General features: G+C 42.0%; 9 protein-coding genes. 5 read left to right on the plus strand and 4 right to left on the minus strand.

Features of this window, described 5'->3' with window-relative positions; genetic code table 11:
* Nucleotides 1-4: 4 nt before the first annotated feature.
* The 4 genes from ACT29H_RS02455 to metK form a co-directional block, all read right to left on the minus strand.
* Nucleotides 5-1,366 (minus strand): hypothetical protein, encoded by a 1,362-nt coding sequence (locus ACT29H_RS02455; protein ID WP_444820007.1) that lies wholly within the window; start codon nt 1,364-1,366, stop codon nt 5-7.
* Nucleotides 1,363-2,817, minus strand: a complete 1,455-nt coding sequence (locus tag ACT29H_RS02460; protein ID WP_444820008.1) for a lipopolysaccharide biosynthesis protein — start codon at nt 2,815-2,817, stop codon at nt 1,363-1,365. The genes ACT29H_RS02455 and ACT29H_RS02460 overlap by 4 nt, the downstream gene beginning before the upstream one ends.
* A 7-nt stretch (nt 2,818-2,824) precedes the next feature.
* Nucleotides 2,825-3,934: a sugar transferase gene (locus ACT29H_RS02465; protein ID WP_444820009.1), complete on the minus strand. Its 1,110-nt coding sequence runs from the start codon at nt 3,932-3,934 to the stop codon at nt 2,825-2,827.
* 691 nt (nt 3,935-4,625) lie between these two features.
* Nucleotides 4,626-5,876, minus strand: coding sequence for a methionine adenosyltransferase (metK, locus tag ACT29H_RS02470; RefSeq protein ID WP_444820010.1), 1,251 nt, complete (start codon nt 5,874-5,876; stop codon nt 4,626-4,628).
* A gap of 722 nt (nt 5,877-6,598) precedes the next feature.
* Here metK and ACT29H_RS02475 point away from each other — a divergent pair.
* From ACT29H_RS02475 to ACT29H_RS02495, 5 genes are all read left to right on the plus strand, one after another.
* On the plus strand, nt 6,599-7,186 hold the full coding sequence (locus ACT29H_RS02475) for an RNA polymerase sigma-70 factor (protein ID WP_444820011.1): 588 nt from the start codon (nt 6,599-6,601) through the stop codon (nt 7,184-7,186).
* Between the two features lie 160 nt (nt 7,187-7,346).
* Complete coding sequence (locus tag ACT29H_RS02480; protein ID WP_444820012.1) at nt 7,347-8,330, plus strand: FecR family protein; 984 nt, start codon at nt 7,347-7,349, stop codon at nt 8,328-8,330.
* Between the two features lie 138 nt (nt 8,331-8,468).
* Nucleotides 8,469-11,792, plus strand: a complete 3,324-nt coding sequence (locus tag ACT29H_RS02485) for a TonB-dependent receptor (protein ID WP_444820013.1) — start codon at nt 8,469-8,471, stop codon at nt 11,790-11,792.
* 19 nt (nt 11,793-11,811) lie between these two features.
* A complete protein-coding gene (locus ACT29H_RS02490) occupies nt 11,812-13,389 on the plus strand; it encodes a RagB/SusD family nutrient uptake outer membrane protein (RefSeq protein ID WP_444820014.1) in 1,578 nt (525 codons plus the stop codon).
* A gap of 224 nt (nt 13,390-13,613) precedes the next feature.
* Complete coding sequence (locus tag ACT29H_RS02495; protein ID WP_444820015.1) at nt 13,614-15,776, plus strand: alpha-L-fucosidase; 2,163 nt, start codon at nt 13,614-13,616, stop codon at nt 15,774-15,776.
* The last annotated feature ends 21 nt before the right edge of the window (nt 15,777-15,797 follow it).

Raw genomic sequence — 15,797 nt, forward strand, 5'->3', positions numbered from 1 at the left:
GATTTCAACTTTTCGATTGACGATAAAGAAGAGCAGCCAGAATTCCGGCATACAAATTGATCTGCAAAGTACCCGTGGTTAATTCGTTGAACAAATAGTTGGGTTTAAAAAAGAAGGTTTTCACCATCCAGGCAAAGACCACAAAGAAAAAGGCCATATCCACCTCATTAATGTGAACAACCTTGCTTTTAAACTTTTTATATCCCATTATCAGGAATCGCCACATCTGCACATAGAATAAACTATAAATGCCAAGCCCTATAAAACCATACATGGCCAAATGCCCCGTAATGGGCAAATCGGTCACTTCATAATCGGAAGGATCGAATCGCAGACTGAAAAATTCACTAAAGTCGGCGCCCGTACCCAGCCAGGGATGTTGATCTATCAGGGCCAGGTGTGCCGGCCACTGATTCAGAATACGACCTTCCACCACCCCGCTGGTATAAGCATCGCCACTTATAAACAACCAGAGATCCTTGGCCTGACGCCATACCAGCCCGGGATACTCCGGAAACAACATCAACATCAACAACAATAAAATCATTCCAAATCCCGACAGCATCCCGGTTATCCCGGACAAGGAGATGTTGTAATAACGGTAATACAAAAAGAGGGCTCCGACTAACAACCCCAAAAGATTAATGTAGTTACTTTTGGTTAGTGACAGCATCATGCCCAATGCAAACAACCCGGTAGCAACAACCAGTAACGTACGAAAACGATAATTCACCTTTCCGGCAACAATATAAAAAGCCAGTGGAACAAGCATGTCGGTCAGGCCCGCACTAAAGAGGGAATATCGCATGATGCCGGTTCCGCGGTAACGTTCGGCCTGCCAGACCGGCACCAGATCGGCATTGGTCAAAATGGTGATAAAAAACAGAGTATAAACAATCAACGTGGTCCAAATCAAAAAACCGACAAACATCGACAGATTGCGGCGAGCCATCACAAAGACAGGAATGATTAACAAGAATCCAAACACGCTCATTCGCTCTCTCACCATTACATAGCGAATCAGATAGTTCCACCCCTTGCCGGGTTGCCAATAGCCAAAAACAAAAAGATGATAAAGCAAAAACAATAGCTGAACGCCCAACAATACCAGAAAGGGCCGATAAGAAAGCAATGATTTAACCCTCACCTTCGATGAAAACAACGGAATAAATGCCATCACATACAAAAAGTCCTGATAGTAAAAACCTCCCAAAGCTTCCTTCCCAAACAATACCGACAGATGTCCCGATGGGTCAAATAAAAACACGATGATCAGCCAGAAGGCATGGTCGGGCCACCGTAAAACAGCAAATATTCCTATTGCCATCAGAGAAATAACCAGAAGAATCAGTAACGACAGGCTCATTTCATATACTTTTTTATTCCATCCCAAAGATGTATTAAATCGGAAGGATAGACTAATTTAAGCAAAAATGCCAGACCGCCTACCCCAACAATCACCCCCACCCGAAGCCATACGGGAATTATTTGTGGCCACGACACGACCAATACCGACAGCATCAGGGCAATAATAAAAAAGAGATTGATCCGCCAATAAGGATATGCCACAGAAAAATATTTTGATGCGACCCATACCTTCACCTGCCAGTAAACGACAAACGAAATAAGGGTGGCTAATCCGGCCCCCATAAAGCCCCACCTGGGAACCAACAGGAAGTTCAGACCTATATTCAACAAGGCGGTGACGCCGGTGATCCAGGTATAGTGCCAAGTCTTTTCCGACAAAGAGATTCCCGGCCCCATCGTTTGAAACGATTGTGCGGCAACGTAGGAAAACACCAAAAACGGGATCACCCTGCTACCCTCGGAATAGTCGGGGGTCGAAACAAATGGAACTATGACATCGGCATAGACGGAGAGTGTTGTCGCCAAAAGAACCGCACCGGTCAAATAGATCAGATAGATATCTATAGCCATTTTTCTTGCTTGTGGCTTGCCCGGATCTTTTTCGGAATAGTACAACTGGAAAAATAAAACCCCAAAACTCATTTGAACTGCCATATTCACCAATAGCACCGGTTGAGAAAATAGGGCTCCGATAGAATAGAGACCCACCTCATGCAAATCACAGTAATGCACCAGAAAATATCGGTCGCTGCTATTAAAAACCCAGGCAGCAATGCCTACCCAAATAAGCGGAAAACCATATTTCAACAATTTTCGAGCCCAGTGCATGGAAAACCGAAAGCTGTACTTGTGATAATTAAACCCGGCAAATGCCACCACTACCACCAACGCACTGCTCCCGATTCGGGCCCAAACGGCCCCTTCCACGCCCTTTTTCATCATTATCACCAGCGTGATTCCCAATCCGATATTGGTCAGCGACTTCAGGATGGTAATTAAATTGTATCTCCAGGGTTGTCTGAAATAGCGAAACAGATGCGACTGCTCACTCATCATTAGGTTGACCGGTACCAAAAGCAAAATCATGAAGACCAAAGAAGAATAATCCCGGCTTTGAAAAAGAAGCCGGGAAAAATAATCTTGAAAAAAAATCAATGGTACAATAAGTAGAAAAGAAATCAAACGAAGATAGAAAGCCGTCGACAACACATCGCTTTTCTGACTCTCGGGGGCCTTAAAAAAATAGAATCCGCAAGAAGATTCCAACCCCAGCGAATAAAAACCACCCAACAAAGCAGCCGTAGTTCCCAAGGTTTCCAGCACCCCAAACTCACCCACACTCAACGCCCGCGTATAAAAGGGCAGAAGAAACAATCCAATAAATTTCTTCAATCCATTTCCCAAGCCATAAACCACTGTATCTTTAACAAATGCTTTTCGTTCTCCCATTCACTAACTATTTACTCCTAGCTCCGCCTATAAAAATGTTCCACAAAGCTTTAAAAAAATAGATTACATCCGTTTTGAAAGGAGCCTTATGATAACGCTCAATATACTTCAGTTCGGAAGCCTGGATTTCTTCCAAAGTAGTGGGAAGATCCACATAATAAGGTGGAATAAGACCCGGTTTCACCGATTGGCGACGCTTAGCCACAACCGGATCGTAGAGCTTCAAATACTGAGGGCTCAACGGGCGAACCCCTACCAGCTTCATCTCACCTCTAAAAAGATTAATAAACATGGGCCACTCATCAATCCAGAACTTCCGTAATAGCCCACCTAATATGGTGACACGTTTATCGTTCCGGAATTTCCCCTTAAGATCCAGATGATTCTTCCTATAAATATGTTCCTGAACATATTCGCTAAAGGCAACCATTGTCCTAAATTTATAAACTTTAAACATTTGGCCATTCTTCCCTATACGGTTCAGCTTCAACAAAAGGCCATATCGTTCTTTCAATGGTGCTTTAGGAGGTAGGCCCACCTTCCGCGCCACCAGAAAATGACGTCCATCGATCTCTTCGTCAAATTCAACCCGAAAGCCACAATAGATCAAACGACCTACCATTTCGAAATAAGACATTACTTTTTCACGATTGGAAACAAACCGCGCATACAACCAACGCGTCAATTTAATGGTAGGAACAACTCGCCGAATCAGATAATCATAGAAATAGTATGCCCTTCGAGAGAAAGCCGGCGATTCCCGGAAGATACGTTGTCGTCGCAATCTGGTTGTTTCCAAATTACAAATGAACAATCCTTCCTGGCGCAACTGATAATTTGCCTGAGCCAAAAAACCGTTTATGTGTTCCGCCTCATTTAAGGAGCGCAAAATTACGATACTCCGTCTGGGGCGCAGATCTTTAGTCCGCACATCAAAAGCTTCGGTATCGCTGAGCAGCAGCGTATCTTCCGCCTCAACGTAACAAAAACGACTAATAAATTGAAAAACCTTATCCCCAATAAGACGATCGGGGATTTGAAGCCTTTTTCCCCTAGGTTGAGGAACAGCAGCCGACGTTTTTGTATCAACAACTGTTGGATTTTGGAAATGAAGCATGACCCTTATATTTTTTTGTTGCTCAAAATACAAATAGGACATACCATATTCAATAACAATTTGGCAGACAAGCCAAAAGGATAAACCAAGAGACTCGTTTCGTAGATTAAAAATTTCGGACTATGACTTTTTCGTACCAAGATCTTCTTCACCCCCAAAGACCACCTTTTAGCCTCCGGCACCATGTCAACAGAAACTGCACCCCATTATGTTGCACCCTGAAAAAATCGCTTCAATGGCTTGGGAAAAGGTTAAAAGATCGACATTAGAGGATGAGGATTAAACACCTATTGAGGTGTCGGTCAAAAACCTATAAAGGTGCCTGACAAACACCTTATTGGGTGCCTGACAAACACCTTATTGGGTGTCAGGCAAACACCTTATTGGGTGCCAGTTGAACACCTTATAAGGTGTCAGGCATAAAGATTTAGCAATAAAATAACACGAAATTAATGAAGGAACAGTGGCAGTTGGTCGGACTTGGCATTGCTTCACCATATTTCTCTTGTCACAAAAAATCGGACAGAGCCATTGCCGCTCCGTCCGATAATTATTTCAATTGATATTATTCCCTAATGTTGCATTTCAATGGTTAACAAATTCAGCCTTTCGTCTCTTTCCATAAAGCCTTAAACACAGATTTAGGCTCTAATGAGAAGTAGACAGGATCTCCCTTTCTTATCGAGAAATGCTACAGTCCGAAAACTTCCCGAATCTGATCAACATAATCGAGCTTCTCCCAGGTAAAGAATTCCACTTCACGATTCACCTCTTTTCCGTTTTCGATAAATTTAACATTGGCCGTATAAGGCTCTCTTCCCATATGACCATATGCTGCGGTAGGGGTAAAAATAGGATTTTTCAGTCCAAGTCGTTGAATAATTTTTCCGGGGCGTAAGTCAAACAACATCTGAATTTTTTCAGCAATTTGTCCGTCACTCATCTTCACCTTTGAAGTCCCAAAAGTATTGACGTATAATCCTACCGGCTGAGCCACTCCAATCGCATAGGCCACCTGGACGAGCACCTCATCGGCCACACCTGCCGCCACCATGTTTTTGGCTATGTGACGGGTGGCATAAGCCGCCGACCGGTCCACTTTCGAACAATCTTTTCCCGAGAAAGCGCCACCACCGTGAGCTCCTTTTCCGCCATAGGTGTCAACAATGATCTTCCGGCCGGTCAACCCGGTGTCGCCGTGCGGTCCGCCAATGACAAAGCGCCCGGTTGGATTCACATGCAGCTTATAATCTTGAAAAAGCCTCTGAAGCTCAGGTTTCAACTTGGCCTTGACACGAGGAATCAGGATGGTTTCCACATCGTGCAAAATGGTCTTATGCATAACCTCATCACTGGCATCAAAAGGATCGTGCTGGGTAGAAACCACAATGGTGTCGACATGAATGGGGTTGTTGTGATCATCATATTCGATGGTAACCTGCGATTTGGCATCGGGACGCAGATAAGTCATTTCGTTTCCTTCACGCCGGATGGCCGCCAGCTCCTGAAGTAAAAAATGCGAGAGGTAAAGGGGAAGCGGCATAAAATTGTCGGTATCCCGACAGGCATAGCCAAACATCATTCCCTGGTCGCCGGCGCCCTGAGTATCTTCTCCATCCCTGTCAACGCCGCGGTTGATATCATCACTCTGTTCGTGCAAGGCAGAAATCACACCGCACGAGCCCGAATCAAACATATAATCGGCACTGGTATACCCAATTCTTTCGATGGTGTCGCGTGCCACCTGCTGCACCGCCACATAACCTTTAGTGTTAATTTCACCGCTGACTACTACCAGGCCTGTAGTAACCAGTGTTTCACAGGCCACCTTTGAGTTGGGATCCTGCCTGAGTAATTCATCCAAAACAGCATCCGAAATCTGATCGGCCACCTTATCAGGATGCCCTTCCGATACAGATTCTGAAGTAAATAGATATCCCATAACAATACGATATTACATTTATCACGATCAACACACACGGTGCGCCGGATAAATCGGATTAAACAAACAAGTTATAAGGGATGGAAAAACAATTGGCAGGCTAAAATCGCATTTTAGCATTGTTTTATAGTGGTTGCAAGCAGCCAAATCCATCCACTTTGGATTGACAAAGATAGTGGTTATTTAGAATTAATCAAAAAAGAAGCCCCATTCTCTCTTCTCAACCCAATTACTTTCCTGAGAACTAAACTCTTCAATTCCGTACAACATCTCCTTAAAAAATACTTATTTTATTGTCGCTAAAGTATTAACTCAGAAAAAAAATTGTTTTATTTGAATTTTAAAAATTCTCCATAAATAGTATTTATTCCACTACTTTTAAAACCTTCTTCTGGAAACTCTGTCCCCATCCATCCAGACAATCCAAATGCTTGCAGTCAATGAATATCATTGACTCAAACACAGTATTTCATTTTTTATCAGTCACTTAATGGCTCTACCGTATAATCGAAATAAATCCCCCAATCGTGTGTTTATGTTAATCCTCTAAATTATTGCTATTTTCGCAAGAATAAAATCATTGCATCCGGTGGGATCTAATCACAGCAAAACCTTTCAGAGATTAACACTCTCTTCCCCATTTTTGGGCCAACGGCTATAAAAACGAGGACATGCGGGGTGTCAGACCGAGAGCAACCAACGTCAAAAACAAACAATAGCCTATGATTAGTTTTTACAATGAAAAGGAACTTTTAGAAAAGCTATCATCTGGTGATAAAATGGCTTTTGGAATTCTTTACAACACATACTCTGAAAGGCTTTACTACTTTTCCATGCATTATCTGAATGACCGTGAGGCTTCACGTGATATTTTACAGGATGTATTTTCAGAAATTTGGGAAAAACGGGAAAAATGCACGGAAATTAGGAATTTGTCTTCATGGCTTTTTACGATTTGCAAAAACACTTGCCTAAAAAAAATCGATCATTTAAAAGTTCAACAAAAACACAACGATCATCTCAAGGTAAGACAATTAGCTATTGTACAGAATTCCCTAAACCAGCTCGACACGTCACCAATGATTTTCGATGAGATAAATAAGATTCTTAACCACACACTGAAAAAGCTTCCCGAAAAAACAAGAATAATATTTGAGCTCAGTCGCTTTAAAGATAAACGACATAGTGAAATTGCAGATGAACTGAACATATCTGTAAAATCTGTTGAAGCTCACATTACCAAGGCCCTTAAAGTCTTACGTATAGCACTAAAAAACTACATTCCATTTATACTGTTTCTATTCCGTTAAATTTTCGTTTATCCCACCCACCCTTCTTTCTATTTTGTCACCCCAGCTCCCTCATAACAGGATGGTTTAAAAAAACATTCAAATATTTTTTAGTTTTTTTCAAAAATATTCTTAGGGGTAAGGGGCATAAACCGTACTTAATACTTAGAACATAATATATATGAATAAACAAAAGCTAGAAAAATTTGCCAATCACTCTCTAACCAACAAAAAAGAGATTGAAGAAATAATGAATTGGATCGAGGCAAGTGAAACGAACCGGGAAGAATTCAACCATTTAAAAAACCGACAGGCATATAAATACTTTTTAAATTTTGATAAAATTCAAAACAATCAACGCTCCACTATTCCTCTTTATAAAAAATTCAGGATTTATGAGATTACGAAATATGCGGCCATCCTGATACTAGTTTTTCTGATCGGTGGTGTTTTGTTCCAACCAATAAAGAACACTCTATTGGGCTATGGGGTTAAATTAAATAAGATTGTAGTGCCTTATGGGGAATCGGCTGAATTAATACTGGCCGACCAAACCCATGTTTGGCTAAATTCCGGGTCAACCCTTAAGTATCCTTCCGATTTCGGATCAGGTGCCAGAAAGGTTGAATTATCTGGCGAAGCCTTCTTTGATGTCTCCACCCGCAAAGGCAGCCCCTTCATAGTGAATACTTCTGAATTAAGGGTAAAGGTGCTTGGAACAAGCTTTAACGTTGAAGCTCTTCCCAACGCCAAAACCATAGATATCACCCTGGTAAAAGGAAGTATTTGTATAGAAAACAATGAGGGCAAAAGGATTACCAAACTAAAACCTCATGAAAGAGCTGTTTTTAACAAAAAATCAAAAAAAATCAAAATATCATCCTCTGTTGACACCAAACTATACACCTCGTGGAAAGATGGAGTTATCTATTTTGAAGATGAATCTCTGGAAATGATTGCATCTAAAATTGAAGCCTGGTTTAATATAATAATAGTTTTTGATGATCCTTCTCTGAAAAACATCAAATATACCGGAGCCATTCTCAAGAACAAACCCATTGATCAGTTACTCGAAATTTTAAATTATACGGCGAACATCGATACGAACATGGAAATAAAACACTTAGAACCTAATGTTGTACATATAAAAAAAAGAAGCCAATGAAAAAAAATCTATGAAAAAAGAAAGAGCCGGAAAAATAGTACCAGTATTTCACCGACTCTCTGAAACTAAAACGTTTCAATCATTTTGAATTATTCTTCTAGTAAAAAAGAATTTATTAATCCAAAACATTACGAAGGTATGAAAAAACATCGAAAAGGGGTAGCCAGCGGCTACAATAAACTACTGAAAATAATGAAACTTACGCTATTATTTATAACCATTAGTATAGGTCAGGTTTTAGCCCTTTCGACTTATGCTCAGGATACCAAGATTAATCTAAAAATGGAGAAATCGTCTTTAAAAGTAATCCTGGATAAGATCGAAAGCGAAACCGATTATCATTTTTTCTACAAAAGCGAAGATCTGCAAAACGAAAAAAGTTTTGATATTAATTTCCAGGATGCGACAATATTCGAGATTTTGGATGTATTATTATCCAAAATGGATCTCTCGTATAGGGTTTTCGACAAATACATTGCCATAAGCACCTACAAGTCTGATACCTTACAGAGTGGACAAAACAAAACCATCAATGGAACTGTAACCGACAATACAGGGTTGCCCATCCCGGGCGTCTCTGTCGCCATCAAAGGAACGACCATGGGAGCCATTACGGATGTTAATGGAAATTTTTCTCTCAACATCCCACAGGATGCTGAAACTCTGGTTTTTTCTTTTATTGGAATGAAAACAATGGAAGTTTCATTAGGCCAAAAAACATCCTTCCAGATTGTTATGTCTGAAGAAATAATCGGGTTAGATGAAGTCGTCGCCGTTGGGTATGGAATTAAGAAAAAAGTAAATGTAATTGGCGCAGTTTCTTCATTGGAAGGAGAAGAACTTACCGGAAGACCTGTAGCCCAGACATCGGTAGCTTTACAAGGCCTTGCGCCGGGAGTAACCGTCACGCAATCTTCGGGACAACCGGGTAATGATGCAGGCGCCATCAGAATCAGAGGGGTTGGAACATTAAACAACAATGATCCGTTGGTGCTGGTTGACGGAATGGAATATAACATCAACGATATCGACGTTAACGACATAGAATCCATTTCTGTCCTTAAAGATGCAGCTGCTTCGTCCATTTACGGGGTTCGGGCTGCCAATGGCGTCATTCTAATAACCACCCAAAGGGGTAAAGACAAAGAGATTAAAGTCTCTTATAATGGGTATTCCGGCGTTCAAAGACCAACTCAATTGCCGGACTTTGTTGGAGCCCAGGAATACATGAGCTTAGTCAATCTTCTCCACATCAATTCAGGGGGAGCCGCTATATTTTCCGGTGCCGAGATTGCCGCATACGATAATCCCAACCGCAATACAGACCTGTATCCCGATGTAAAATGGATCGATGAAATACTCCAAGGCTCAGGATTTCAGCAGCAGCATAGCGTTAGCATAAGTGGGGGAAGTGACAATGCAAAATATAGGTTCTCATCAAACTACCTTCAACAGAAAGGGCTTATCAAAAAGGCCAATTATGAACGTCTGACGGTACGATTGAACAGCGACGTCAATTTCAACGATCATTTTACCTTTCAGGCTGACCTGGCTGCTAAACTATCCGACAGAACCGAACCACAGGGAGATGCTGGCGGCATCTGGTTTCAATTCAATCAAGCCATAAAATCAAATCCCACCTTGCCAGTAAACTATTCCGACGGAACATGGGGCATTTCCAGAGGAGACGGAAACCCGGTTCGTTTGCAGGAAGAAGGAGGCAACTACGATTACAAAGAGGATGCCTTCGACGGTAACTTCAAACTCAAATACGAACTGTTGGATGGCCTGAATATAGAAGGAAATGCAATGGTGAGGTATGGCCTTTCTTTTAATTCTTTATACGAAAAATCCCTCGCTTATACAGACTTCTTTTCCAAAACAGAAGTAATAAAAGGTACAGATAAAATTGTTAAGCAAAATTACAAGACCCTACATACAAATCTCCAGGGGTTATTAAGCTATGACAAGCAATTGGGTATTCACTCATTGGGAGTTCTTGCTGGGATATCCCGTGTAAACGACGATACAGATTATCTTTCTGCCCTCCGTAACAATGGTTCATTAGATGTTATTGATGAACTTGCAGCAGGAACCCCATCCTCTCAAGAGAATGACGGATACTCATACGGCTATAGTCTTCTATCCTATTTCGGAAGATTGAACTACTCTTTGGACAATAAGTATTTATTCGAAGCAAACATCAGAAGAGATGGTTCCTCCAGATTCTCTGAAAATAACCGTTGGGGAGTTTTTCCGTCGTTTTCGGTTGGATGGAGAATAACCCAGGAATCATTCATGAACAATGTTGACTTCATTGATGACTTAAAAGTCAGAGCATCATGGGGCGAATTAGGAAACCAGGAAATCGGATACTATCCCTATCAATCGGTAATGCAATTGGGATACAATTATCCTTTTGGAAGCCAATTGACATCCGGCGCCAGAATGATTGATGCTGCCAACTCGGAAATCAGTTGGGAACGCACACAAATTACCAACTTTGGAATCGACGCCATCCTATTAAGAGGAAAAATTGATTTTGCGTTTGAATATTATGTCAAAGACACAAAGGATATACTTATTGAGATCCCCATTCCTTCAACTGTTGGACAAAATGCGCCTTATCAAAATGCGGGAAGCGTTGAAAACAAAGGATGGGAACTGGCCTTAGGATACAAAGGAAAAATTGAAGACTTCAAATATGAAATCCAATTTAACCTATCCGATGTAAAAAACAAAATTACCGACCTAAAAGACTCTAATTGGGAAGATCAAGATAACGACAATCGCATCCTGGCCTACCATGAAGGCTATCCCATTGGGGCTTTTTACGGCTACATCGCAGAAGGTATTTTCCAGTCACAACAGGAAATTGACAATCATGCTCAACAGCCGGGGACCATTGCACCTGGCGATTTAATGTATAAAAATATTTCGGGCGATGACGATCAGATAAATGCAGAAGACCGCACCATTATCGGAAGCAGTATTCCCAGATATACTTATGGTCTTAACTTCTCTGCCGCGTATAAACAATTTGATTTTTCTGCCTTTCTTCAGGGCGTTGGGAAAGTAGATGTAAATACGGTTCAGTCAAATCGTCCCCCCATCAGTCAGGATGGAAATTTCAAAGAAATTCATAATGACAGTTGGACAGAAACCAACAAAGAGGCATCGTTTCCTAGACTTTCCTCTTATGGGCACAACTATGTATCCTCTTCTTTTTGGATAGAAAGCGGGGCTTACCTAAGGTTGAAAAACATGCAGCTGGGCTATACCCTTCCTGAAACTCTCAGTAACAAAGTTGGCATAAGCAGATGCAGACTTTACCTCGGCGGACAAAACCTGCTGACATGGTCCAAACTAAACGACTATGGTATCGACCCGGAAAACCCACAGGACAGCCGCTATTATCCTCAAGTAAAAGTCTATACAATTGGTGTTAATATTGATTTTTAATCGAAAAAATCCAAAAGTTATGAATATTAAAACTTCTATATTTTATTCCCTCTTCATCGCTTTATTGGCATTCTCCTGCAGTGAAGATTTCCTGGAAAAACAACCTACTAACGCCTTGACCAATCAAACTTATTGGGCAACTACATCCAATGCGGGAAAAGCAGTCGTAGGCTGTTATCAGTTTTTAGGTGATGACTGGTGGAAAACCTTTCTGACATGTGCAACAGATGACAGTTACGCATGGTCCAACTGGCCGTGCGACATTCTTTATGCCGGAAACGGATCTGCCACCGCAAGTCTTGGCACATTCTCTCACTTCTGGTCTTTTTATTATCAAGCTATTGCTGCCTGCAATAATGTCATTGACAACATAGATAACGTACCCAATATAAATCCTGATGACCGCAACAGAATGGTAGCAGAAGTAAAAGTCATTCGTGCCTATGCTTACCAACAATTAGTAGGCCTTTACGGCGATGTTCCGCTCATTACCTCCCTGCCCAACGGCCCGGCAGAGTATAATGTGGAACGAACCAGCGCCGCCGATGTGATGGACTTTATTTCACAAGACCTTGCTTCCATAGCAGATGATTTGCCCGAATCTTCAGAGGTTACCGAAAAAGGAAGAATTAGCAAAGGAGCGGCATTGGCATTAAAGGCCAGAATAGACCTTTACAACAAGAATTACAAAGATGCGGCCGATGCGGCTCAACAAGTAATGAAAATGACCGATGGATACATTATTGATCCCGATTATGAAAGTCTATTTAACGGGACCAATGAAGAAAGCAAAGAAATCATCCTTGCAGCCCAGTATATAGAAACCCATAAAAACGCGATTGCAACTTGGGTTGGTGGGCCTTTTGTCGGAGGATGGTCGGAAGTAGTTCCTCTTCAATCACTGGTAAATGCCTATGAATGTACAGATGGTAAAACCATAGATGAATCTGTGTTTTATGATCCTGAAAATCCATTTGAAAACAGAGATCCACGGCTAAAAATGACCATTGTGGTCCCCGGAAGTGAAGTAAACGGAAGCATCGTAGACATTACTGATCCCAATTCCCCGGACGGATTAGGCAAAAATAATGCCTCCTACTCAGGATACTATTACAAGAAATACATACCGGCTGTAATCGATGGTGGTTGGGATGGCAATTCAACCAATGATATTATTGTTATCCGATATGCAGAGGTTCTACTGACCTACGCCGAAGCAAAAATTGAACTGGGAGAAATTGATCAATCAGTGTTAGACGCCATCAATGAAGTTAGAGGAAGAGAATCGGTACAATTACCGGCGGTTACAACCACCAGTCAAGACGAACTTAGGACTATCTTAAGAAGAGAGAGACGCGTAGAATTCGCCATGGAAGAACATCGTTTATTTGATATCAGAAGATGGGGAATTGCGGAGGAAGTTATGCCCGGCCCTGTTTATGGCATCTTAAACTACTGGAATCCGGAAGATGAAAACTACGGAAAACATAAACTGATTGAAGAAAGACAATTCGATCCGGAAAAAGATTATCTCTGGGCCATACCTCAAAGAGATATGGATATCAATAAAAAGCTAACTCAAAATCCGGGTTGGTAATCATTATTGCAGAAGGACGAATGATCTTAAGGCACTAATAAAAAGCTACAGGAATCCGGAAATGAACGTAATTCCTGTAGCTTTTTCGTTTCTGACACCATAGATCTTCGTCTATTTTTTACTCAAAACAAAATATCTTTTATTTGTTTTTTTATTAAGTTTGACTTTCAATAGTAAATATTTCATTCTTTTAAGACTTCCGACAAACCACAGACTGAACAGTTATGATAGCAACCAAAGTACCACTTAGGATTCTCCTCCTTATTTCGATCCTCTTCAGCGCTTGCCAAAATGAAAAATACTACCAAAATCAGGTAGCCTTCGCAGAAGGAGAATCACTCCAAAGCAAGATTCACAAAGCAGCCCGAGTAGTCCCAACCCAAAAACAACTGGATTGGCAAAAACTGGAAATGACCGCATTCATTCACTTCGGCATCAACACATTTACCGGACGGGAATGGGGCGACGGAACCGAATCTCCCCAACTGTTCAACCCCACAGAGTTTGATGCCCATCAATGGGTCAAAAGCCTAAAAGAAGGCGGCATGCAAATGGTCATTGTTACGGCCAAACATCACGACGGCTTTTGTCTCTGGCCGACCCAAACCACATCGCACTCGGTAGCCTCCTCCCCTTGGAAAGATGGCAAGGGAGACGTCGTGCGGGAAGTGAAAAATGCCTGTAAAGCCTTGGGCCTGAAATTCGGGATCTATCTTTCGCCATGGGATCGCCACGCTCAATGCTATGGCGATTCACCGGCCTATAACCAATATTTTCTGGAGCAACTAACAGAGCTTCTTACATGGTACGGGCAAGTGGATGAAGTATGGTTTGATGGAGCCAACGGCGAAGGCCCCAACGGGAAAAAGCAAGAATATGATTGGAAGGCCTATTATGAAAAAATAGAAGAGCTCCAGCCACAGGCCGTTATAGCCATAATGGGCGAGGACGTACGTTGGGTAGGCACAGAAACCGGGTATGGCCGCGAAACAGAATGGAGTGTTACGGCCCTTGCCCCAGGCGGTACACCCAGAATGAAAGCCATCAACGAACAGCTGGGAATCAATGCGCAATCACCCGATTTGGGGAGCCGAAGCTTAATTGAGAAAGCCAATCACCTCTTTTGGTATCCTGCCGAAGTGGATGTCTCTATCCGCCCCGGCTGGTTTTATCACCCCGAAGAGGATCACCGGGTTAAATCTCTCGCCAAACTGATCGACATTTACTTCAATTCAGTGGGTATGAATGCAGTCCTGCTTCTAAACGTTCCTCCCGACCAACGCGGACTCATTCATGAGAATGATGCAAAACGTTTAAAGGAATTCAAAACTTATCTCGACCATACTTTTTCAGAGAATATGCTGGAAGGAGCAGTCTTTTCGAAGACCACTTCCTCACAAACCATTCCATCCGACAACAATATAATGGGGAATACATGGATTGCAGCTAAACATCCTGCATCGGCCGAGATCAATCTCAATGGTGCCAAAACCTTCAATGTCATCCTGCTTCAGGAAGATATTACGAAAGGTCAGCGGGTGGAAAAATTCAGCGTTGAAATATGGACTGATAATCAGTGGAAATCCGTTGCGTCTTCAACGACTATAGGCTACAAAAAGCTGTTGCGACTACCCGAAACCACCACCTCAAAAATTCGCATTATTATTGAAGAAAGCCGTGACAAAGCCATCATTGCAAACTTGGGGCTCTATCGTGCACCGGAACTATTATCCGATCCCATCATTCTCAGAAACAAAACCGGATTGGTAACCATCACCGGCGAAAGCCCCAACCCCGTCATCCGATATACGCTGGACGGATCAGATCCCACGCCCTCTTCTTTGAAATATGAAGGCCCTTTTTTACTTAAGGATGGCGGGATTGTCAAAGCCCGAATTTTCATCAACCATTTTAAGGAACAAAGTGAGGTCGTGACAAAGAGCTTCCATATCAACCAATCTAAATGGAAAGTGGTTGACTTTAGCGACCAGCATAGTGGCTATCCGGCAGAAAATGCCATTGACGGAAACGAATCTACCATGTGGCACACCCCCTGGAGCGATAAGGTAAAATCGCATCCTCACCACCTAACCGTTGACATGGGAGAAAGCATCCCAATAGAAGGATTTTATTATACCCCAAGAATCGATGAGATCAAAAGCGGCACCATTGCCAGATACTCTTTTTGGCTAAGTGCCGATGGGAAAAAATGGAAAAAGATTATCCAACACGGAGAGTTCGGAAATATCGCCAACAATCCCATTCAGCAAGAAGTAAAATTCGATCAAACCTATAGCGGGAGGTTCTTTAAATTCATATCGCACGAAGGGGCTTTTGAAGAAGCATGGATTTCGGCAGCCGAGATTGGGGTATTGAATAAGAAATAAACAGATGCTCCCCAATGGATT

Source organism: Thermophagus sp. OGC60D27, from assembly GCF_052400625.1.
Taxonomy (GTDB): Bacteria; Bacteroidota; Bacteroidia; order Bacteroidales; family Marinilabiliaceae; genus Thermophagus.

Coding starts and splice junctions, on each gene's coding strand:
- ACT29H_RS02465 (WP_444820009.1), bottom strand. CDS start 3,934: ATGCTTCATTTCCAAAATCCAACAGTTGTTGATACAAAAACGTCGGCT.
- ACT29H_RS02485 (WP_444820013.1), top strand. CDS start 8,469: ATGAAAAAACATCGAAAAGGGGTAGCCAGCGGCTACAATAAACTACTG.
- ACT29H_RS02480 (WP_444820012.1), top strand. CDS start 7,347: ATGAATAAACAAAAGCTAGAAAAATTTGCCAATCACTCTCTAACCAAC.
- metK (WP_444820010.1), bottom strand. CDS start 5,876: ATGGGATATCTATTTACTTCAGAATCTGTATCGGAAGGGCATCCTGAT.
- ACT29H_RS02490 (WP_444820014.1), top strand. CDS start 11,812: ATGAATATTAAAACTTCTATATTTTATTCCCTCTTCATCGCTTTATTG.
- ACT29H_RS02495 (WP_444820015.1), top strand. CDS start 13,614: ATGATAGCAACCAAAGTACCACTTAGGATTCTCCTCCTTATTTCGATC.
- ACT29H_RS02455 (WP_444820007.1), bottom strand. CDS start 1,366: ATGAGCCTGTCGTTACTGATTCTTCTGGTTATTTCTCTGATGGCAATA.
- ACT29H_RS02475 (WP_444820011.1), top strand. CDS start 6,599: ATGATTAGTTTTTACAATGAAAAGGAACTTTTAGAAAAGCTATCATCT.
- ACT29H_RS02460 (WP_444820008.1), bottom strand. CDS start 2,817: ATGGGAGAACGAAAAGCATTTGTTAAAGATACAGTGGTTTATGGCTTG.